General features: G+C 65.9%; 14 protein-coding genes and 1 pseudogene. 4 read left to right on the forward strand and 11 right to left on the reverse strand.

Going from position 1 to position 19,840, the window contains the following annotated elements; all coding sequences use genetic code 11:
• Positions 1 to 87: 87 nt before the first annotated feature.
• The 3 genes from AC2EBU_RS09025 to AC2EBU_RS09035 all read right to left on the reverse strand — a co-directional run bounded on the left by AC2EBU_RS09025 (position 88) and on the right by AC2EBU_RS09035 (position 4,035).
• Positions 88 to 1,920 carry a putative nucleotidyltransferase substrate binding domain-containing protein gene (locus AC2EBU_RS09025; RefSeq protein WP_484610021.1) on the reverse strand — a complete coding sequence of 611 codons (1,833 nt, stop codon included), beginning with the start codon at positions 1,918 to 1,920 and terminating at the stop codon, positions 88 to 90.
• A gap of 94 nt (positions 1,921 to 2,014) precedes the next feature.
• Positions 2,015 to 3,730 (reverse strand): cation acetate symporter, encoded by a 1,716-nt coding sequence (locus AC2EBU_RS09030; RefSeq protein WP_484610022.1) that lies wholly within the window; start codon positions 3,728 to 3,730, stop codon positions 2,015 to 2,017.
• Entirely contained in the window at positions 3,727 to 4,035 is a 309-nt protein-coding gene (locus AC2EBU_RS09035) for a DUF485 domain-containing protein (RefSeq protein WP_484610023.1), read from the reverse strand. The genes AC2EBU_RS09030 and AC2EBU_RS09035 overlap by 4 nt, the downstream gene beginning before the upstream one ends.
• Before the next feature lie 470 nt (positions 4,036 to 4,505).
• Here AC2EBU_RS09035 and AC2EBU_RS09040 point away from each other — a divergent pair, with 470 nt between their 5' ends.
• Positions 4,506 to 5,204, forward strand: coding sequence for a hypothetical protein (locus AC2EBU_RS09040; RefSeq protein ID WP_484610024.1), 699 nt, complete (start codon positions 4,506 to 4,508; stop codon positions 5,202 to 5,204).
• 48 nt (positions 5,205 to 5,252) lie between these two features.
• Here AC2EBU_RS09040 and AC2EBU_RS09045 read toward each other — a convergent pair.
• The 3 genes and pseudogenes from AC2EBU_RS09045 to AC2EBU_RS09055 all read right to left on the reverse strand — a co-directional run bounded on the left by AC2EBU_RS09045 (position 5,253) and on the right by AC2EBU_RS09055 (position 6,569).
• Positions 5,253 to 5,941, reverse strand: a pseudogene (locus tag AC2EBU_RS09045) (tripartite tricarboxylate transporter substrate binding protein).
• 114 nt (positions 5,942 to 6,055) lie between these two features.
• Complete coding sequence (locus AC2EBU_RS09050; protein ID WP_484610025.1) at positions 6,056 to 6,226, reverse strand: hypothetical protein; 171 nt, start codon at positions 6,224 to 6,226, stop codon at positions 6,056 to 6,058.
• A complete protein-coding gene (locus tag AC2EBU_RS09055) occupies positions 6,219 to 6,569 on the reverse strand; it encodes an HPF/RaiA family ribosome-associated protein (protein ID WP_484610026.1) in 351 nt (116 codons plus the stop codon). The genes AC2EBU_RS09050 and AC2EBU_RS09055 overlap by 8 nt, the downstream gene beginning before the upstream one ends.
• A gap of 97 nt (positions 6,570 to 6,666) precedes the next feature.
• Between AC2EBU_RS09055 and AC2EBU_RS09060 the strand changes: the two genes are divergently transcribed.
• A complete protein-coding gene (locus tag AC2EBU_RS09060) occupies positions 6,667 to 7,551 on the forward strand; it encodes a LysR family transcriptional regulator (protein WP_484610027.1) in 885 nt (294 codons plus the stop codon).
• Between the two features lie 71 nt (positions 7,552 to 7,622).
• On the opposite strand, the gene uvrA is transcribed toward AC2EBU_RS09060, so the two are convergent.
• The 5 genes from uvrA to AC2EBU_RS09085 all read right to left on the reverse strand — a co-directional run bounded on the left by uvrA (position 7,623) and on the right by AC2EBU_RS09085 (position 17,146).
• Positions 7,623 to 13,589 (reverse strand): excinuclease ABC subunit UvrA, encoded by a 5,967-nt coding sequence (uvrA, locus tag AC2EBU_RS09065; protein ID WP_484610028.1) that lies wholly within the window; start codon positions 13,587 to 13,589, stop codon positions 7,623 to 7,625.
• 165 nt (positions 13,590 to 13,754) lie between these two features.
• Positions 13,755 to 15,878 carry a sodium:solute symporter family protein gene (locus tag AC2EBU_RS09070; RefSeq protein WP_484610029.1) on the reverse strand — a complete coding sequence of 708 codons (2,124 nt, stop codon included), beginning with the start codon at positions 15,876 to 15,878 and terminating at the stop codon, positions 13,755 to 13,757.
• Positions 15,879 to 15,881: 3 nt separating this feature from the next.
• Entirely contained in the window at positions 15,882 to 16,142 is a 261-nt protein-coding gene (locus AC2EBU_RS09075; RefSeq protein WP_484610030.1) for a DUF4212 domain-containing protein, read from the reverse strand.
• Positions 16,143 to 16,274: 132 nt separating this feature from the next.
• Positions 16,275 to 16,859 (reverse strand): tetratricopeptide repeat protein, encoded by a 585-nt coding sequence (locus tag AC2EBU_RS09080; RefSeq protein WP_484610031.1) that lies wholly within the window; start codon positions 16,857 to 16,859, stop codon positions 16,275 to 16,277.
• Positions 16,850 to 17,146: a hypothetical protein gene (locus tag AC2EBU_RS09085; protein WP_484610032.1), complete on the reverse strand. Its 297-nt coding sequence runs from the start codon at positions 17,144 to 17,146 to the stop codon at positions 16,850 to 16,852. Before AC2EBU_RS09085 ends, AC2EBU_RS09080 begins: the two co-directional genes overlap by 10 nt.
• Positions 17,147 to 17,293: 147 nt before the next feature.
• Between AC2EBU_RS09085 and AC2EBU_RS09090 the strand changes: the two genes are divergently transcribed.
• Together AC2EBU_RS09090 and AC2EBU_RS09095 are read left to right on the forward strand one after the other, a co-directional pair.
• Entirely contained in the window at positions 17,294 to 19,186 is a 1,893-nt protein-coding gene (locus tag AC2EBU_RS09090; protein WP_484610033.1) for a DUF294 nucleotidyltransferase-like domain-containing protein, read from the forward strand.
• The gene (locus tag AC2EBU_RS09095) at positions 19,183 to 19,839 is read left to right on the forward strand and encodes a 3'-5' exonuclease (protein WP_484610034.1); all 657 of its coding nucleotides are present in this window, start codon (positions 19,183 to 19,185) and stop codon (positions 19,837 to 19,839) included. Before AC2EBU_RS09090 ends, AC2EBU_RS09095 begins: the two co-directional genes overlap by 4 nt.
• Position 19,840: the final 1 nt, after the last annotated feature.

The raw sequence follows: 19,840 nt of genomic DNA on the forward strand, positions 1-19,840 counted from the left end.
CCAGCCCGCTGAAACCTGCTCGCCCTCGGAACCGGTCAGCGTACTCGCAACGGTCAGGTTTCCAAGGCCTCAAACAGCCCGCAGCCTTCAGACCGCGCCCAGCTTGAAATGCTGTTGCAAGAACTGCCGGAAACGCTTGATGATGCCCAACGCATCCTGAAGGCGATCGCGTTCGAGCGTGCTCATCGACCCCATGCGCACCAGGTTGTCTGCCGGCTGACCGCCCTGCCGTTGGGCCAGGTTGTTCTTCAGCTTCAGCGCCATCATGAAGTGCAGCGCCTCGATCAGGTCGCGTGCCAGCGGCGCCTCGACCCGCCCGCGATCGACCAGCGCGCGCAGTCGATCGGTGGTGGCCAGTTGCGTGACCTGCTCCTGCAAAGCCAGGGCGCGAACGCCGTGAACGATCGGAAAAGTCCCCAGTTTTTTCAGGTCGAAAGGCAATTCGTCCCGGGCGCGCGGCGAAGTCAGGCGCGCCCACCAGCCCACCGAGGGCTCCTCGAACTGGTCGGCCGCGGCGGCAAAGCGGGCCAGGAAGGCGTCGTTGCCGGGAAGGATGTCGAAGGCGAAATCGCGCGCGCTCTGCAACAGGCTCGCATCGCCGGCCACCGCGGACGCATCCATGAAGATCGCCAGGTGCATCGCCCCATCGGGATCGCTGCCATAGATCCAGCTGCGCAGGTGCTCGCGAAAGGTGGCCAGCGGCGCACGCCACATCGGATTGGTGAGCATGACGAGGCCGGGGCAACTCGGCCAGCCAAAATCGATCAATGCCCGGTTGAAGGCCTCGGCCACCTGGGGCAGCTCGGCGCAGTCAAAGCCGTCGCGCAGCAGCAGCGCATTGTCCTGGTCGGTTTTCAGGATCTGTTCACCGCGGCCCTCGCTGCCCATCACCAGCAGGCAGCTGTTGGCGACCAGTTCGGGCGGCGCGACGAAACTCCACAGCCGCGCATAGACCTGGCCGTTGAGCACGCGCACCATGCTGCTGATGACCTCGATCTTGACGCCACCGCCGTGCAACAGTTCGACCAGGCCGTCCAATTGCAGCGCGGCGGCCTTGAGGTCGGCAAGGTTCCTGGCTTGCTCGACCTGCAAGGCGATGAGGTGCGAATGGTTGGAGACGAAGCTCATCAGGTCGAGCTGACTGAGCACGCCAACGATGCCGGTGTCGTCGCGGACCAGAACGCGGTGCACCCGGTGGCGCAACATCAGCAGCAGCGCCTCGAACAGCTCACGGTCGGCATGGACCGAGATCAGCTCGAAGCGGGCCACGTCCCGCACCTTGACGGCATGGGGTGCGAGGACGTCGCCCCCGTCGGAACGGCGAAGCAGCGCATCGCGCAGGTCGGTGGTGGTGAACATCCCGACCCGATCGCCGTCGCGCACCAGCGCATTGCTCTGGCCGGCGGCGGACATGGCGGCGCAGGCCGAAACCAGATCCGCCGCGCCGTCCAGGTAGAAGGGCTTGCGCACGTACGCATCACGCACCCGGGCCATCATCAGCGACAGGAATTCCCTTTGCTCGGCACGCGCCTCCTGCTGCGAAACCCGGTGCGCGATCTCGCTGAAAACCGCCGCGCAGAATGCCGGGCTATCAACCAGCAACGCCTGAAGCGTGGATTTCGGTAGTCGCCAGGCCTGCACTTCGCCCTGCGCCAGCGAGACACTGGTCGCGCGGCCCGACAGCACGGCGCGCGCGCCAAACAGGGTGCCCGGTCCGTAGGTAGCCTCGGCCAGCATGCCGGCCTGCCGTCGCACACTGCCCGACACCAGCAGGTAGGCATGGACCGGTTCGACCTCCGGCGTCAGGATCAGGTCGCCCGCCGCATAACGCACCAGCTCGGCGTTGCCGCGCACCGTTTCCTGCTGCGCCGAGTTCAGAAGGTCGAACGGGGCGACATCGAAGTCGAAACTGGAGCTCATGGTGGATGGAAACGAAAAGGGACCGCGTGCCTTGCGGCAGCGATCCCGAAGAGGATAGCGCAGTGGGGCCTGGGCCGACCACTGCGCGACAGACTCAGTGCCCCGAAGCGCCGGACGCGCCGATGCCCGTCTCGCTGCGAACCTGCTGGGCGGCGAAGCCCGCACGGTCCTCGTCGCCGCGCTTGCTGTTGTCCAGGATCGAGAACAGCCAGATGCCAACGAAGCCGATGGTCATGCTGAACAGCGCCGGGCTGGTGTACGGGAACCACGCGGAGCCCTTGGGGTTGCCAAGCGTGGCTTCCCACACCGCGGGCGACACCACCGTCAGCACCACCGAGCTGATCAGGCCCAGGAAGCCGCCGATCACCGCGCCACGCGTGGTGCAGCCCTTCCACAGCACGCTCATCAGCAGCACCGGGAAGTTGGCCGATGCCGCGATGGCAAAGGCCAGGCTCACCATGAAGGCGATGTTCTGCTTCTCGAACGCAATGCCCAGCACCACCGCCACGATGCCCAGGCAGATCGTGGTGATCTTGGAGACACGCAGCTCCGCAGCGCTGTCCGCCTTGCCCTTCTTGATGACGGTGCCGTACAGGTCGTGGGACACGGCCGAGGCGCCACTGAGCGTCAGACCGGCCACCACCGCCAGGATGGTGGCGAAAGCCACCGCCGAGATGAAGCCCAGGAACACGTTGCCGCCGACCGCGTTGGCCAGGTGCACCGCCGCCATGTTGTTGCCACCCAGCAGCGCGCCCTTGGCGTCGAGGAAACTGGGGTTGGTCAGCACAAAGACGATGGCGCCAAAGCCGATGATGAAGGTCAGGATGTAGAAGTAGCCGATCCAGGTGGTGGCCCACAGCACCGACTTGCGCGCTTCCTTGGCGTTGGGAACGGTGAAGAAGCGCATCAGGATGTGCGGCAGACCCGCCGTGCCGAACATCAGGGCCATGCCGAAGCTGATGGCGCTGATCGGATCCTTGACGAAGCCACCGGGGCCCATGATCGAGAAGCCGGCCTTGGCCGCTTCTTCCGGCGTCTTGCCCGCGGTGACGGCCAGGCCCGTCTTGATCTCGACCGCTTTGGCGAACATCGCCTCGGGGCTGAAGCCGAAGTGCCAGAGCACCGCGCCGGCCATGAAGCTGGCGCCGCACAGCAGCATGATGGCCTTGATGATCTGTACCCAGGTCGTGGCGGTCATGCCGCCGAACAGCACGTAGACCATCATCAGCACGCCGACGATGACCACCGCGTACATGTACTCCAGCCCGAACAGCAGCTTGATGAGCTGACCGGCACCGACCATCTGGGCGATGAGATAGAAGGCCACCACCACCAGGGTACCGCTGGCGGCAAACATGCGCACCGGCGTCTGCGCGAAGCGGAACGCGGCCACGTCGGCGAAGGTGAACTTGCCCAAGTTGCGCAGCCGCTCGGCCAGCAGGAAGGTGACCACCGGCCAACCGACCAGGAAGCCGATCGAAAAGATCAGTCCGTCGAAGCCCGAGGCCATGACCGCCGCGGAGATCCCCAGGAACGAGGCTGCCGACATGTAGTCACCGGCGATGGCCAGGCCGTTCTGGAAGCCGGTGATGCCGCCGCCACCGGTGTAGAAGTCGGCCGCGCTCTTGGTCTTGGCTGCGGCCCATTTGGTGATCCACAGCGTGAAGGCGACGAAAATCGCGAACATCGCGATTGCGGTCCAGTTGGTGGCCTGCTTGTCGGCCTGGCCCAGGTCGGCGCCCGCGGCCATGGCCACCCCCGCGCCAATCAGCGCAGCAAAGGGCAATGCGTATTTCGTAGTCGATTTCATTTCAGCACCGCCTTGGTGATGTCATCCGACAGCTTGTCGAATTCGCTGTTGGCACGGCGCACATAAATGGCCGTGATGATGATGGTGAACAGAATGACGCCCAGACCGATGGGCATGCCCAGGGTCATGACGCCGCTGCCGATGCGCGAGGCCAGCAACGGCTTGTTGAACGCCACGAGCAGGATGAAGCCGTAGTACACGACCAGCATCGCAATCGTGAGCCACCAGCCGAAGCTGGTCCGCTTGGCCTTCAGTTCCTGGTATTTCGGATGGCTGGCTATCCGCTTCGCCAGTTCGTCTTCCATGATGTGTTTCCTTTTTTGTGAATGCACACGACAGCCATCCGCCGCCTGCTGCAACAATCTTCAACCTTACGACTGACAAGGATATGACAGCAATCCAACAAAGGCTGACAGCCGCCGACGGGTCATTGGAAGGATGCCCTGCACGGCCTGCGCGCCACCCATGCAGCCGGGCGCGCACCGGTCATGCCCTCGGCAAGGCAAGAAAAATGTGCTCCGGGATACCGGCAAACGGGCGCGCCCGGACACTACATGTCCCGGCCCGCCGAATCACCACCATCGAATTCGGCAAGCACCATCCCGTCCACGAATGGCAGTGAAGCGCCGAACTGCAGGCCGCACCCGCTCCATTACTTGTCCTTCGAATTTTCGTGTGGTATAAGCCCGTCCCCCATCGAAATTCAGCGGCTGGCGAAGCCGCGCCTGCGCCAGGCTCCGACCCGCACCGCCCGAGCGAATCCACCGAGGACACCATGACCAACTTGCACCCTCTGCCCCGTCACTCCCTGTTCGCCGCGGCTGTGTTTGCCCTGGCAAGCCCGTTTGTTCTCGCCGAAGCGCCGATGAACACCGACGATGCCGGCGCGCTGGGCCGAGGCGGCTACAAGATCGAATTCGAGTGGGCCCGCGAAGGCAGTGTGCGCAGCCCGACGCTGGGTTTCGGATTTGCGCCGGTCGAAAACCTTGAAATCGGGCTCGGCTTCGGGCGATCGTCCGACCGATCGACCATCCCGTCCACGACCGAACGCGCCGCCAGCGTGGCCTTCAAATGGGTGCCGCTCAAATGGGGCGAAACCACTGCGGGCCTCAAACTGGAGCTGAGCAACGCCCGCCCCGATGCCGGGCCGCGGGTGCGCGAAAACACCCTCACCGCCCTGCTGACCCACCGCTACGACGGCGGGCATGCGGTGCACATGAACCTCGGCCACGCCGCTTCGCGCCCGCAGGGCGGAGCCAGCCAATCGACCACCCAGTGGTCCCTGGGTGGTGAGTGGGCACTCGCGCCCACCGTTTCGCTGACGGGCGACCTGTTCGGCGAATCCGGTCCCGGTGGCCTGGGCCGACAACTCGGGCTGCGCTGGCGCGCCGCCGAGGGCGTAGCCCTCTCCATCGCCCTGGGCCGCCAGGACGGCCAGAGTCAGGTAAGGTTGGTGGGCGCCTGGGAGTTCTAGGATCGGCGCGCCATGCGCCGCAATGCGCAAGCCGCGCCTGCCGGGTGCTCAGGTCGGCTTGGCCAGCCCGAGCTTCTCCACCAGTGCCTTCTCGCGCGCGAAGGTCTCCTGCGCGAACTTCAGATACGCGGCGCTGCTCATGTACATGGGCACCATGTCGTAGCGCTTGAGCGCGGTGATGTAGCTCTCGTGCTCCATCGCCTGTTTGAAAGCGTCGTGCAGGCGTTTGACCACGGCGGGCGGCGTGCCTTTCGGGGCGCCGATGCCAAAGGGGGAGTTCTGCACCAGGTCCAGGCCCAGCTCCTTGAGCGTGGGCGCATCGGGGAATTTGGCCAGGCGCTCGGCGCCCCAGGTGTTGAGCACCCGCAGCTTGCCCGCCTCGACCTGGGGCGCAAGTGATGTCTTTGATCGGGTCCCAGGTGAGTTTGGTGGTGAAGGGCAGGCGGAAACCCCCAGCGGGATTTGCGCCACGGTGTGGCCGTCGGCCGCGGCCGTCTGCAAGCCCTGGGCCGGCAGGGTGCCCCCGCGCCGGGCTTGTTCTCGACGATGACCGGCTGGCCCAGAATCTTACTGGCGTTGTCGGCCCGGGCGCGCATGGTGATGTCGGTCGGGCCACCCGCCGGGAAGGCAACGACCAGCCTGATCGGTCTGGTCGGAAATCCGCCCTGCCCGGAAACCCCCAGGGCGGCGGCAGCAAGGGTGGCAGCGGCAAGCTGGCCGAGCTGTCGACGTTGCACGGAGTCTCCGGGGGGCAAGGCATGAAACCCGGATTGGCCCCCCGACAATCACGCCATCAGGAACGCCCTTATGGGCTGTCGCGCAGGCTTCAGCGCCGCCCGCCAGGCCGCAGTTCAGAGCAGCCAGACCGCCAGACTGCCGGCAAGGCCCAGGGTGCCCGAGACCGCGAGTGCACCGGCATCGCGGTGATTGCTGGCCCGGAACTCATGGAGAGCCGCAACCAGGATGGCCAAGGCGACCACGAGGACCCCAAACGCCAGGTCCACGGACGAGATATCAGGCATGGGCGTCTCCCGCCACAAGCCCCAGCGCACCGATCCGGTTCTGTCGCTGGCGGCGCTGGCGTGCGCGTGTCAGCGACTGCATCGCGGCCGCGAGGGCGCAATCGAGGGCAGCCCTCCAGTCATGCGCGAACGCCGTCTTCACGACCGTGCCGGCGCCGTCCGTGCGCAATTGGATCCGGCAGCGCTGGTCCATGCCACCGCGCGGGCCGTTGACATCGGCGAAACGGACTTCCACCCGAGGCACAGCCGCCCGCAGCCGGCGCAAGGCGAAGCGGATCCGGGCGGCGGCGAATGCGCGAGCGCCCTCATCGACAGCCGGGTTCGACACGACCAGTATGAGCATCACAAAGCCTTTCAGTTATTGAGGCGCTCCACACTACCGTCCCAACACACCATATAAAAGCAGATAAATTCGAACAAATACTCCTGAAAAACCATCCGTGTCCACACCATTCAACTACAAGCACCTTTACTACTTCTGGGTTGTCGCCCAGGAAGGCGGCATGACCCGGGCCGCCGACAAGCTCGGCATGGCGGTGCAGACCGTGAGTGCCCAGGTCCGGGAGCTGGAGCGTGCGCTCGGATTCGCACTGCTGAAACCGTCCGGCCGCGGACTGGTCCTGACCGCCGCCGGGGCGGCCGCGCTGAAACAGGCGGACCTGATCTTCCAGCTCGGAGGGGAATTGCCAGCCCGGGTTCGAAATGCGGCCAGCGCCCCCGAAGTGCGGCTGGCCGTCGGCGTATCGGACGGGCTACCCAAACTGATCGTGCACCGGCTGCTGCACCCGGTGCTTTCCACGCCCCATTTGCGCCTGCTGTGCCACGAAGGCGAACTGGACGATCTGCTGGGTGATCTGGCCTTGCACCGGCTGGATGTGGTGTTGTCGGATCGCCCCGCGCCACCGAATCACGCCATGCGGCTTTACAGCCACCGTGTGGGCACATCCCCGGTTGCCTGGTATGGATGCGCCGATCTGGTTCACGGCTGCCGCGATCATTTCCCCCACAGCCTGCGGGACACGCCGGTTTTGCTGCCCACGGCCCATGCGGCGATGCGCGAGCGGCTGGACCGGTGGTTCGACGCGCATGACCTGCGTCCGAGAATCGCGGGCGAGTTTGAAGACAGCGCGTTGCTGAAGACCTTCGGCGCCAGCGGCATGGGCCTGTTTCCCGCCAGCGAATGGGTCCACGCCGATCTGGAACAACGGTACGCCGTCCACCGGCTCGCCACCATCGAGGGCGTGACCGAGCACTATTTCGCGATCGACACCGAGAAGCGGGTGAAACACCCGCTGGTGCAGCGCGTGCTGCCGAAAGGCGCCTGAGCCAGGCGCCGTCCGAACGGATCAGTCTGCCGCACGGCGCGGCCCGACACCGGCAACATCGCGCGGCGCCCTCACCCCCGCGCCAGCACCGGCCCCAGCGCCACCCCGGTGGGCGTGCCGGCACGCACCACGGCCTCGGGCGTGGCCGCGGCCACGATGCGCCCGCCGCCGGCGCCGCCGTCCGGGCCGAGGTCGATGATCCAGTCGGCTTCGGCGATCACGTCCAGGTCGTGTTCGATCACCACCACGCTGTGGCCGCCATCGACCAGGCGGTGCAGCACGCGGATGAGTTTGTCCACGTCGGCCATGTGCAGGCCCACGGTGGGCTCGTCCAGCACGTACAGGGTGTGGGGCGCCTTCTGGCCGCGTTTGCCCACCTCGTCGCGCACCTTGGACAGTTCCGTCACCAGCTTGATGCGCTGCGCTTCGCCGCCGCTGAGGGTGGGGCTGGGCTGGCCCAGCGTGAGGTAGCCCAGGCCCACGTCTTTCAGCAATTGCAGCGGATGGCTGATGGCGGGCATGCTGGCGAAGAAGTCCACCGCCTCGTCCACTTCCATCTGCAGCACGTCGCCGATGCTTTTGCCGCGCCAGGTGACGGCGAGCGTCTCGGGGTTGAAGCGGGCGCCGTGGCAAACCTCACAGGGCACTTTCACGTCGGGCAGGAAGCTCATTTCGATGGTGCGCACGCCCTGCCCTTCACACGACGGACAGCGGCCTCCGCCGGTGTTGAAGGAGAAGCGCCCCGGCCCGTAGCCGCGGGCCTTGGCCTCCAGCGTTTCGGCAAACAGCTTGCGCACGGTGTCCCAGAAGCCGATGTAGGTGGCCGGGCAGCTGCGCGGGGTCTTGCCGATGGGGGTCTGGTCCACCTCCAGCACCCGGTCCAGCGTCTCGAATCCCTGCAGGCCGGCGCAGCCCACCAGTGAAGGCGCCTGGCCGGCATCCATCGCGTCGCGGCCCGCTTTGGTGGCGCGCTGCCCCACCCAGGCCGCCACGTTGGCCAGCAGCACATCGCGCGCCAGCGTGGACTTGCCGGAGCCGGAGACGCCGGTCACCGCCACCAGCCGGCGCAGCGGCACGGCCACGTCGACGCGCTGCAGGTTGTGCAGATCGGCCCCCAGCACCCGCAGCCAGGTGGTTTCGTGGTTTTCAGTGCTTTTTTGACCGTTACCCAGCGTGGAATGGTCATTGTTTGCTCTTGTTTTTGAAGTTACCGGCGCCACGGCCCGGCGCGGCTGCAGCGGGTGGCGCATCGCGTGCAGCAGGTAGCGGCCGGTCTGCGAGTCTTCGGCGGCGGCCAGATCGGCCACCGAGCCCTGCGCCACCAGCCGCCCGCCGCGTTTGCCGGCGCTCGGCCCGATGTCGATCACATGGTCGGCGCGGCGGATGGTGTCCTCGTCGTGCTCCACCACCACCAGGGTGTTGCCCTTGTCGCTCAGGGTCTTGAGCGCAGCCAGCAGGATCTGGTTGTCGCGGGCGTGCAGGCCGATGGTGGGCTCGTCCAGCACATAACAAACACCTTGCAGGTTGCTGCCCAGTTGCGCGGCCAGCCGGATGCGCTGCGCCTCGCCGCCGCTGAGCGTGGGCGCGCCCCGGTCCAGCGTGAGGTAACCCAGGCCAACCTGTTCCAGGAATTCCAGCCGGGCGGCGATTTCGGGGATCAGGTCGCGGGCGATCTCGGCCTCGCGGCCGGTCAGCACCAGGGCTTCGACCCAGCGGCGGATGTCGGTGACCGACAGGCGGGCCAGGTCGGTGATGGACCAGCCCTCACCCCTGCCCTCTCCCGCCAGCGGGAGAGGGAGAAGTTCTGGCTCCCTCGCCCCTTGGGCGAGAGGGTGGGGGTGAGGGGTGCCCGCGCCAAACCGCACCGCCCGCGCGGTGGCGTTCAGCCGCGTGCCCTGGCAGGTCGGGCAGGCGGTGTCGGCCACGTCGTCCACCTCGGGTTCGGCAAAGGTCTGCTCACGACCCTTGTTGTCGTCATCCCGCACCGAATCGTCCAGCGCCTTGCGCTGCTCTTTCGTCAGTTTCACGCCGGTGCCCACGCAGTCCGGGCACCAGCCGTGTTTGCTGTTGTAGGAGAACAGGCGCGGGTCCAGCTCGGCGTACGACGTCGCGCACACCGGGCAGGCGCGCAGGGTGGAAAAGGCCAGCAGCTGGCCGATGCCCGCCGTGGGCGCGCCGGCCGCCATCGCCTCGCGCAGGCCATCCAGATGGCTGAGCACATGGACCACGCCTTTGCCGTGCTCCAGCGCGCGGGCCAGGCCGTCGCGGAGCAGGGCCTCGTTGGCGGGTGTGACGTCCAGGCTCAGCACCGGCAGCTCGATGGTGTGTTCCTTGAAACGGTCGATGCGCGGAAAGCCGGTGGTGGGCAGGAAATGGCCGTCCACGCGCAGATGGGTGTAGCCGCGCGGGCGCGCCCAGTCGGCCAGCTCGGTGTAGACGCCCTTGCGGTTCACCACCAGCGGCGCCAGCAGGCCAATGTGCTGGCCGCGGAACTGCGTCATCAGCTGCGCGGCGATGCGATCCGCCGACTGCGGCGACACCGCCGCGCCGTCGTGGATGCAGTGCTGCGTGCCCAGCTTCACATACAGCAGGCGCAGGAAGTGCCAGACCTCGGTGGTGGTGCCCACCGTGCTCTTGCGGCCGCCCCGGCTCAGGCGCTGCTCGATGGCCACCGTGGGCGGAATGCCGTAGACCGCGTCCACCTCGGGCCGGCCGGCCGGCTGCACGATGCTGCGCGCGTAGGCGTTCAGGCTCTCCAGGTAGCGGCGCTGGCCTTCGTTGAACAGGATGTCGAACGCCAGTGTGCTCTTGCCCGAGCCGCTGACCCCGGTGATGACACTGAACCGGCCGCGCGGAATCTCCACGCTGAGGTTTTTCAGGTTGTGTTCGCGGGCGTGGACAATTTCAATGACGTTTTTGGCCTCTACCCAGCGTGAAATGGTCTTTTCCTGCTTCTCTTTGAGGAGCATTGACGGCTCCTGCACGGTGCGCAGGCCCGCGCCCATCGCCGTGTCGTAGGCGCGCAGCGCGGCGCCGGTGTGCGAGGCCGGATGCTGGCGCAGGTCGTCCGGTGTGCCTTCGGCCACCAGCTGGCCGCCGCCGTCGCCGCCTTCGGGGCCGAGGTCGATCAGCCAGTCGCTGGCGCGGATCACGTCCAGGTTGTGTTCGATCACGATCAGCGAGTGCCCGGCCTCCAGCAGCTTGCGCAGCGCGCGCATCAGCTTGGCGATGTCGTCGAAGTGCAGGCCGGTGGTGGGCTCGTCGAACAGGAACAGCGTGCCTTTGCGGGCGGTGGGCTGGCGGGACGCCGAGCCGGTCTTTGCAGCTTCGGCCAGAAAGCCGGCCAGTTTCAGCCGCTGCGCCTCGCCGCCCGACAGCGTGGGCACCGGCTGGCCGAGCTTCACGTATTCCAGCCCCACGTCGACGATGGGCTGCAGCGCGCGGATCACGTCGCGGTCCTGGGCGAACAAGGCCGCCGCCTCGCTGACGGTGAGGTCCAGCACCTCGGCCACGTTCAGCACGCGCGGGCGGACGGCGCCCAGCGCCTGGCGCTCGATGGTCACTTCCAGGATCTCCGGCCGGTAGCGTTTGCCATCGCAGTCGGGGCAACGCAGGTACACATCGCTCAGGAACTGCATCTCCACATGCTCGAAGCCCGAGCCGCCGCAGGTGGGGCAGCGCCCGTCGCCGCTGTTGAAGCTGAATTTGCTGGCGGTGTAGCCGCGCTGGCGCGCCAGCGGCGCGGTGGCGAAGATTTCCCGGATCGCGTCCCAGGCGCCGACATAACTCACCGGGTTGGAGCGGGCCGTCTTGCCGATGGGCGACTGGTCCACAAACACCACGTCGGCCAGGTGGTCGGCGCCCAGCAGCCGGTCGTGGGCGCCGGGGGTCTCGGTGGCCTTGCCGAAATGGCGCAGCAGCGCGGGCGCCAGCACGTCCTGGATCAGGCTGGACTTGCCCGAGCCGCTGACGCCCGTCACCGTCACCAGACGCTGCAGCGGAAAGTCCACGCACAGGTTGCGCAGGTTGTGCTCGCGCGCGCCCTCCAGGATCAGGCGCGGCGTGTTGTCGGTCACCATGCGGCGCAGGCCCATGCCCACCTGTTTGCGCGCGCCGAGGTACGCGCCGGTCAGGGTGTCGGCGCCGCGCAGCGCCTCGGGCGTGCCGTCGAACACGATCTGCCCGCCACGCTCGCCGGGGCCGGGGCCCATGTCGATCACCCGGTCGGCGGCCAGCATCACGGCCGGGTCGTGCTCCACCACCACCAGGGTGTTGCCCGCATCGCGCAGGCGCAGCATGGCCTGCGTGATGCGGTCCATGTCGCGCGGGTGCAGGCCGATGCTGGGCTCGTCCAGCACAAACAGGGTGTTGACCAGCGAGGTGCCGAGCGCGGTGGTCAGGTTGATGCGCTGCACCTCGCCGCCGCTGAGCGTGCGGCTCTGGCGATCCAGCGTGAGGTAGCCGATGCCCACGTCGCACAGGTAACGCAGCCGGGTGGCGATTTCGGCATGCAGCAGCTTGAGCGCCTGGGCCTGCGCGCCGTCGCCGTCGGTGGACAGGTCCATGCTGTCAAAAAAGCGCCGCAGCCGCTCGATGGGCAGCAGCATCAGGTCATGGAGACAAAAGCCCGGCAGCGCTTCCAGCTGCGCGCGGGACCAGCCCACCCCCGCCGGCAGGAACCGCGCGGCCGGCTCGAGCACCGCATCGGCGCCCTCCTTGCTGCCGATACGCCACAGCAGGCTTTCGGTCTTGAGCCGGGCACCGCCGCAGGTCTCGCACGGGGTGTAGCTGCGGTACTTGGACAGCAGCACCCGGATGTGCATCTTGTAGGCCTTGGTCTCCAGGTAGGCGAAGAAGCGCTTCACGCCATACCAGCGCTTGCTCCACTGGCCCTCCTTGTAGTCGGGCACGCCATGGATCACCCAGTGGCGCTGTTCGGGCGTGAGCCGGTTCCAGGGGGTGTCGCGCGGGATGCCGGCGGCCTCGGCGTGGCGCATCAGGTCGTCCTGGCACTCCGCCCAGGCCGGCGTCTGGAAGGGTTTGATCGCCCCGGCGCGCAGGGTGCGTTTGTCGTCCGGGATCACCAGACCGTAGTCCACGCCGATGACCCGGCCGAAACCCCGGCAGGTGTCGCAGGCGCCCACGGCGGAGTTGAACGAGAACGCCGAGGGAATCGGATCGGCGTAGCGCAGGTCGCTGTCGGGGCAATGCAGGCCGGTTGAAAAACGCCAAAGCTCATGCGCCCCCACGCTCCCCGCTTCGCGTGGTTCGCTGCCCCCCGCGGGGGCTGCCCCGGCTTGGGACGGCCCGGCGCCGGGGCGCTCACCACCTTCTGGCAGGCAGTACACATTCAGCCGGCCGCCGCCGCGCTTGAGCGCCACCTCGATCGCCTCGACCGCGCGGGCTTTTTCCACGTTGCCGAGACGGAACCGGTCGGCGACGACGTCCAGGACTTTGCGGGGGCCGGTGGGTGAGGCCACCTCGCGCTCGGCCTGCACTTTGGTGAAGCCGCTGGCCGACAGCCACTGTTCGATCTGCGCGGGCGGGGTGCCGGCCGGCAGTTCCACCGGGAAGGTCAGCACGATTCGCGGATCGTCGGCCTGCGCACGGGCCTTCAGTTCCGCGTAAATGGTCTCCGGAGAATCATGACGCACGGGCAACGCGGTCTGACGGTCAAACAGCTGGCCGGCGCGGGCGAACAGCAGCTTGAGGTGGTCGTTCAGCTCGGTCATCGTGCCGACGGTGGAACGGGACGAGCGCACCGGGTTGGTCTGGTCGATGGCAATGGCCGGTGGCACGCCCTCCACCTTGTCCACCGCCGGTTTGTCCATGCGGTCCAGAAACTGGCGCGCATAGGCGCTGAAGGTTTCGACGTAGCGGCGCTGGCCTTCGGCATACAGCGTGTCGAACACCAGGCTGGACTTGCCGGACCCGCTGGGGCCGGTCACCACCGTGAGCTCTCCGGTTCGGACGTCGAGATCCAGGTTCTTGAGGTTGTGCTGGCGCGCGCCGCGGATGCGGATGGTTCCCTGGGGCATGGCTGGGTCGGTTCGAATGGGCCTTGCATTCTATTGACCGGGTCGGCGCCTGCAGAGGGCACCCGCAGGAAGCCCCAAAACGAACATGGCAGGCGCGAGGCCTGCCATGTGAGGGATTGCAGCACTGCGCCACCACCGGCCCCGGAGGGCCGGCGAGGCGAAGGGTCAGTTGGCTGACAGGTTGGGGTAACGCACGTGTTCCACCAGTTCCTGGATCTTCTTGCTAGGCGCCGGGGTCACCAGGCTGACCAGGATGATCACGGCAAAGCCCAGCGGCACGCCGAACACGCCGGCCGAGATCGGCTGGATGCCTGCCCACAACTCTACCGGCGACGTCACACCAAACACGCCACGCAGCCAGGGCTGGGTCATGACCATGTAGTAGAACGTGACGCCCACGCCCGCCAACATGCCCAGCACCGCTGCCGTGCCGGTGGCGCGTTTCCAGAAGATTCCCAGCGTCAGACACGGGAAGAAGCCCGCAGCCGCCAGCGAGAACGCCGCAGAGACCAGGAACAGGATGTCCGCCGGTTTCTGAGCGGCGACGTAGGCGGCAGCCAGCGAGACGACCAACAAAAGGCTCTTCGAGATCGCCACACGGCGGGCCGTGGAGGCGTTCGGGTCGATCATCTTGTAGTACAGGTCGTGCGACAGCGCGTTGGCGATGGTCAGCAGCAGGCCGTCGGCAGTGGACAGCGCAGCAGCCAGGCCGCCGGCAGCCACCAGACCGGAGATGACGTAGGGCAGTCCACCGATTTCCGGCGTGGCCAACACGATGATGTCGCCGCCGATGCTCATTTCATTCAGCTGGAAGATACCGTCCTTGTTGACATCCACAACCGACAACAACGTGGGATCGACCTTGGCCCATGACGCGATCCAGGCGGGCAGTTTGTCGAACGGCAAGCCAACCATCGCGGTGAACACCTCATATTTCACCAGCACGGCCAGGGCCGGCGCGGTGAAATACAGCAGGAAGATGAAGAACAGCGACCAGGTCACCGATTCCCGCGCTTCCTTGACGGACGGCGTGGTGTAGTACCGCATCAGAATGTGCGGCAGGGCGGCGGTGCCCACCATCAGGCAGAAGATCAGCGCCAGGAAGTTGCGACGGGACGTGTCATAGGCTTCCTGTGCCTTGGCATCACCATTCGGGTCGCCGACAAACTGCTGCGCATGGGGTGGCATGCCGTTGAGCGGACGGGACTTGGCGTCAGCGGAAGCCTTTGCGGCGGTCCAGCGCTTCCTGGCGTCCGCGGCATCCTTGGGCAGGCCCGCCAGCGCTTTCTCGGCGGCAGCAATTTCAGCCGCCGGGGCAGAAGCTGCCTTCAGGTCGGCAATTTTCTTCTCGGCGTCGGCCTTGTCCTTGGCGAGGGCAGCAGCCGGGTCCTTGAGCTTTTCAGCCAGGGCCGCAGAACGCTGTTTGAAAATCTCGCGCACTTCCAGCTCTTTGGGGTCGACGGTGAGCTTCTTCTCGGCCGCAGTCACTTTCTCCAGCTGGAAGCCGTAGACGGCCTGCGGAATCGGCACCGAGGTCTGCTTCACCGACAGCCAGACCACGGGGATCATGTAGGCCACGATCAGCACGATGTACTGGGCCACCTGGGTCCAGGTCACGGCCTTCATGCCGCCCAGGAACGAGCAGACCAGAATGCCGCCCAGCCCCAGGAAAATGCCCAGCTCGAAGGCCACGCCGGTCAGACGCGACGTGATCAGGCCCACACCGTAGATCTGGGCCACCACGTAGACGAACGACACCAGGATGGCAATCAGAATACCGACAAACCGTGCAGCGTTGCCACCATACCGCTCCCCCAGGAAGTCCGGAATGGTGAACTGGCCGAACTTGCGCAGGTAAGGCGCCAGGAACAGCGCCACCAGGCAATAGCCGCCCGTCCAGCCCATGATGAAGGCCAGTCCGCCGTAACCGGTCAGGTACAGAGTACCGGCCATGCCGATGAAGGAAGCAGCCGACATCCAGTCCGCGCCAGTGGCCATGCCGTTGTACACCGCGGGCACCCGGCGCCCGGCCACGTAGTACTCGGCGGCGTCGCTCGTGCGGCTCATGAAGCCGATGCCGGCGTAGAGGCCAATGGTCGCCAGCAGGAAGATGTAGCCGATCCATTCACGGCTCAGCCCCATCTGCTCCAGCAAGCCCAGCACAACGACGAAGGCGATGAAGCCGCCGACGTACCACTTGTAGATCTTGTTCAGGTTCTGTTTGAACGCCTTGTTGGCCGCCGCATTGCTGACGCCAACACCATCATCACCACCAAATAGTCCAGCCATGGTTCAGTCCTCGCTTTCGGCTACGCCATGCTCGATATCGAGTTTGCCCATGTAGCGGGCATAAAACGCGATGATCAAGCAATACACGATCAACGACCCTTGCGCGCCCATCCAGAAACTGAAGGGCCAGCCAAAGAAGTTGAAGCTCAGGTCGCGGGCGAAATAGCCCACCACGAAGGTCACCACAAACCATATTGCAAGCAATAACGCTGTGATATTGAGGTTTTTCCGCCAGTACTGGCGGTGACTTTCAGATAGTTGCATGTCTCCTGCCTCGGTTTCATTCGCCCAAGTGGGCTGATCGTGACCACAACCCGGCACGCCGGATCATCTGCAGCCGGTCACGGCTCCTTTCCGCCCCGCCCGAAGGCGAGGCAGTCCTGGCCACCCGGTTCGTCAGGCGGACTGCGCGGGACGCAGTCCGGTTTCCCGTTCGAGCTGGGCGGCCACCTTGGGCTCGAACTGCCGGAGGTGGAGAATGATCTTCTCAGCCTCCTGCGGTTCGTGCCGGTCGACATGAACCCGGGCCAGCTGGTACCAGCCGTACGGACTCATGGGTTGCAGTTCGGTATTGCGGCGCAACGCATCGACAGCTTCGTCGAAGCGGCGCAGGCGGATGAGGGTGAGGCCCAGGCCGTACCAGGCGCGGTCAAGCTTGGGCGACAGGCGGGTGGCTTCACGGAAGGCCACCTCGGCCTCTTCCAGTCGGCCCGCTTCTTCCAGCATGAAACCCAGATTGAACCAGGCGTGGGCCTGGCCGGGCGCCTGCCGCGTCAGCGCTTGCTGCAACTCGATGGCCCGGGCCGGGTGCCCCAACTGGCTTTCGATCTGCGCCATGCTCGCCAACGCATAAATATTGTGCGGATCGAGCGCGTGCATGGCCTCGAAACGCTCCAGCGCCGCCTCGCGTCGGCCCAGCACCAGCAGTGCCATGCCCTGCCATTTGAGCCAGGAAAGAGAAAGCTTGTCGATTATTGACACAGGTGCACTCCGATCTGGACGCAGGTCTGGACCTTGAGAATCGTGACACCGAACCAGCCAAAGGCCAGCAGCAGAAAGGCAACCAAAGGCACATGCCGGTCGATGACCTGGCGGGGCGCCATGAAACGGGCCACCACGATGAACGGACGGGACATGATGTCCAGAAGTTGCCAGAACAGGTTCTGCTCTTTGCGGGCGCCCGCCAGCAGTCCCAGAACCCAGCGGCCGAACAGGGCCATCAGGGCAATTTCGAGAACCAACTTGACGATGATCAAGGTTGTGAGCATGGGTGTCCGGTAATTTGTCACGCGATTCTTCTGTGGGCACTTACCCTTTTCTTACAAACGGAATGGGGAAAAGGCCATATCCGGGTAAGTCCGTACTGAATTCGGGAATACCCGGAGTTCGACGTTTTCCGGGAACACTTGACCACTATGCCCTTCAGCAACCTCACGACTCCATCTGCGCCGTTATTGGCGCACTACCGTGGCCAACTGCGCCGCTGGCATCCGTTTGCCGACATGGAAGACGCCGACGTGGACTGGTTCCTCGCCCGCTGTGAACAGCGTTACCTGGAAGCGGACGAGGTGCTCCTGGCACCCGACCGGGGCATTCCGGACACCCTGTTCCTGATTCGTGAGGGCCAGGTTCGCAGCCAGCAAGGGTTGGGCGGGCAGGCAGGCGCCGGCTTTGTTCATGACGCCGGGGACATGCTGCCGGTGGCCGCTTTGCTGGCCAAACGGGCGGTGATGTCGACCTACGTCGCCGCCGGCGACCTGTTTGTGCTGGCGATCAAGGCGGCAGATGTGGAAACACTCGCGGGCCACAGTCCGGCGTTCGCCGACTTCCTCAACCGGCGGGTCCAATCCCTGCTGGAGAAGTCGCGGCAATCGATGCGCGAGGTGTATGCCAGTCGGGTGCTGTCGGAGCAGTCGCTGGAAACCCCCCTGGAGAAGCTGATCCGCTACGAGCCGGTGCATTGCGGGCCCGACCTGCCGCTGCGTGCCGTGTTGCAAACCATGCACGAGCGCAAAGTTGGCTCGATGCTGGTGCTGGGTGAGGATGGTGCGCTGCAAGGCATTATGACCCGCAACGATTTGCCCGGACTGGTGATCCGGCCGGATTTCAGTCTGGAAGCGGCCATTGCGTCGGTGATGAGTTCGCCGGTACGCAGCCTGACACACCGGCATACCGCCCAGGACGCGGCGATGCTGATGAGCCAGTTTGTCATCCGCCACGTTCCGGTCACCCGTGACGGAAAACTGGTCGGGATGGTGTCGGAGCGTGATCTGTTTGCCTTGCAGCGGGCCACGCTGCAGCAAGTCAGCGCCCGCATACATGGCGCCGGGAACGTCGCCGCGCTCAAGATTGCGGCGGACGATATCCGGCACCTGGCCAGCAGTTTGCTGGTGCAGGGCGTGCAGGCTCGGCAGGTGACGACACTGATCAGCCATCTCAATGACCTGCTGACCGGACGTCTGGTCGAACTTCGGGCCAAAGAAGCCGGTCTCGACACGCGACGCCTGTGTTGGGTGGTGATGGGCTCGGAAGGCCGCGGCGAACAGACCATCGCCACCGACCAGGACAACGCGATGATCGTGCCCGATGACACGGACGACGATGCCCTGGAAGCCATCCGCCGCTGGGCGGACCAGGTCAACCAGGACCTGGACGCCTGCGGCTATCCGCTGTGCAAGGGGGGCATCATGGCCGGACAGGCCGCCTGTTGCCTGCGCCAGCGTGACTGGCTCGCCCGTTTCGAGCGCTGGATTTCCCAGGGCAGCCCGCAGGACCTGCTGCACGCCAGCATCTTTTTTGACTTCCGGGCGATCGCCGGCGACCTGGCTCTGACCGACCCCTTGACCACCCTGGTCAAGGAACGGATCCGCGAAACACCGCGATTCCTGCACCAGCTTGCGGTAAATGCGCTCACGCACCGATCGCCACTGAACTGGCTGGGCAACATCGAACTCGACGATCGCGAGGGGCTGGACCTGAAGCTGCAGGGCACCGCGCTGTTTGTCGATGCCGCCCGGATTTTTGCCTTGGCACAGGGCGTGACCGCCACCGGCACCCGCGACCGGCTGGAGCAAAGCGGCCAGGCGATGGGACTCAAGCCCAACGAATACGAAAGCTGGATTGGGGCCTTCGAGTTCCTGCAAAGCCTGCGCCTGCGCGTGCAACTCGATGGCGAAACGGCGAAGTCGGACGAACCCAACCGGCTTGCCTTTCGCAGCCTGAGCAATATCGACCGCCGGATTCTGGCCAGCAGCTTCCGTGTCGCCCGCTCGATTCAGCAACGGCTGGAAATGGACTTTTCGCGATGAGCTGGCTCGACTGGATACGCGGCAGACAGGGCGAAGCCGGCGCCCCCGGCGAGATGCCGGAACGTTGGCTGGTGCTTGATGTTGAAACGACGGGGCTGGATCCGGCACATGACCATCTGCTGGCCATCGCGGCGCTCGCGGTGCGGGTGGATTGGCGGGAACGCCGCCTCAGCCTGCACCCCGGGGACAGCCTGGCCATGACCATCTGTCCGGAAAAAACATCGGACAAGACCAACGTCCTGATCCATGGCATCGGTATCGGAACCCAGCGACAGGGCATGCCGCCCGCGCAAGCGATGGCCGCGTTCCGGGACTGGATCGGCGATGCCCGGCTGGTGGCCTACCATGCCTCATTCGACCGTACCCTGCTGGGGCGCTATGCGAAGCAGTACCTGGGCCAGGATATTGCCAATGAGTGGCTGGACATCGCGCACCTGTGCACGGTGGCCTACCCGGACATCAAGGCCCGGGCGCTGGACGACTGGCTGGATCACTTTTCGATCACGTGTCTGGCCCGGCACGAGGCCACGGCCGACGTGATGGCGGAATGTGATCTGCTGCAACGCATCTGGCCCCGCATCGCCCGCGAATGCGGCAACTGGCGCGACGTTCGCAAGTACGCGAGCCAGCACAACTGGTTCGCCGGGCGGTAGG

The organism is Curvibacter sp. T50 (assembly GCF_057219955.1).

Excerpts from the sequence above, each read along its gene's own strand:
- AC2EBU_RS09025 (WP_484610021.1), bottom strand. The coding sequence starts at position 1,920 with ATGAGCTCCAGTTTCGACTTCGATGTCGCCCCGTTCGACCTTCTGAAC.
- AC2EBU_RS09030 (WP_484610022.1), bottom strand. The coding sequence starts at position 3,730 with ATGAAATCGACTACGAAATACGCATTGCCCTTTGCTGCGCTGATTGGC.
- AC2EBU_RS09035 (WP_484610023.1), bottom strand. The coding sequence starts at position 4,035 with ATGGAAGACGAACTGGCGAAGCGGATAGCCAGCCATCCGAAATACCAG.
- AC2EBU_RS09040 (WP_484610024.1), top strand. The coding sequence starts at position 4,506 with ATGACCAACTTGCACCCTCTGCCCCGTCACTCCCTGTTCGCCGCGGCT.
- AC2EBU_RS09050 (WP_484610025.1), bottom strand. The coding sequence starts at position 6,226 with ATGCCTGATATCTCGTCCGTGGACCTGGCGTTTGGGGTCCTCGTGGTC.
- AC2EBU_RS09055 (WP_484610026.1), bottom strand. The coding sequence starts at position 6,569 with ATGCTCATACTGGTCGTGTCGAACCCGGCTGTCGATGAGGGCGCTCGC.
- uvrA (WP_484610028.1), bottom strand. The coding sequence starts at position 13,589 with ATGCCCCAGGGAACCATCCGCATCCGCGGCGCGCGCCAGCACAACCTC.
- AC2EBU_RS09070 (WP_484610029.1), bottom strand. The coding sequence starts at position 15,878 with ATGGCTGGACTATTTGGTGGTGATGATGGTGTTGGCGTCAGCAATGCG.
- AC2EBU_RS09075 (WP_484610030.1), bottom strand. The coding sequence starts at position 16,142 with ATGCAACTATCTGAAAGTCACCGCCAGTACTGGCGGAAAAACCTCAAT.
- AC2EBU_RS09085 (WP_484610032.1), bottom strand. The coding sequence starts at position 17,146 with ATGCTCACAACCTTGATCATCGTCAAGTTGGTTCTCGAAATTGCCCTG.
- AC2EBU_RS09090 (WP_484610033.1), top strand. The coding sequence starts at position 17,294 with ATGCCCTTCAGCAACCTCACGACTCCATCTGCGCCGTTATTGGCGCAC.
- AC2EBU_RS09095 (WP_484610034.1), top strand. The coding sequence starts at position 19,183 with ATGAGCTGGCTCGACTGGATACGCGGCAGACAGGGCGAAGCCGGCGCC.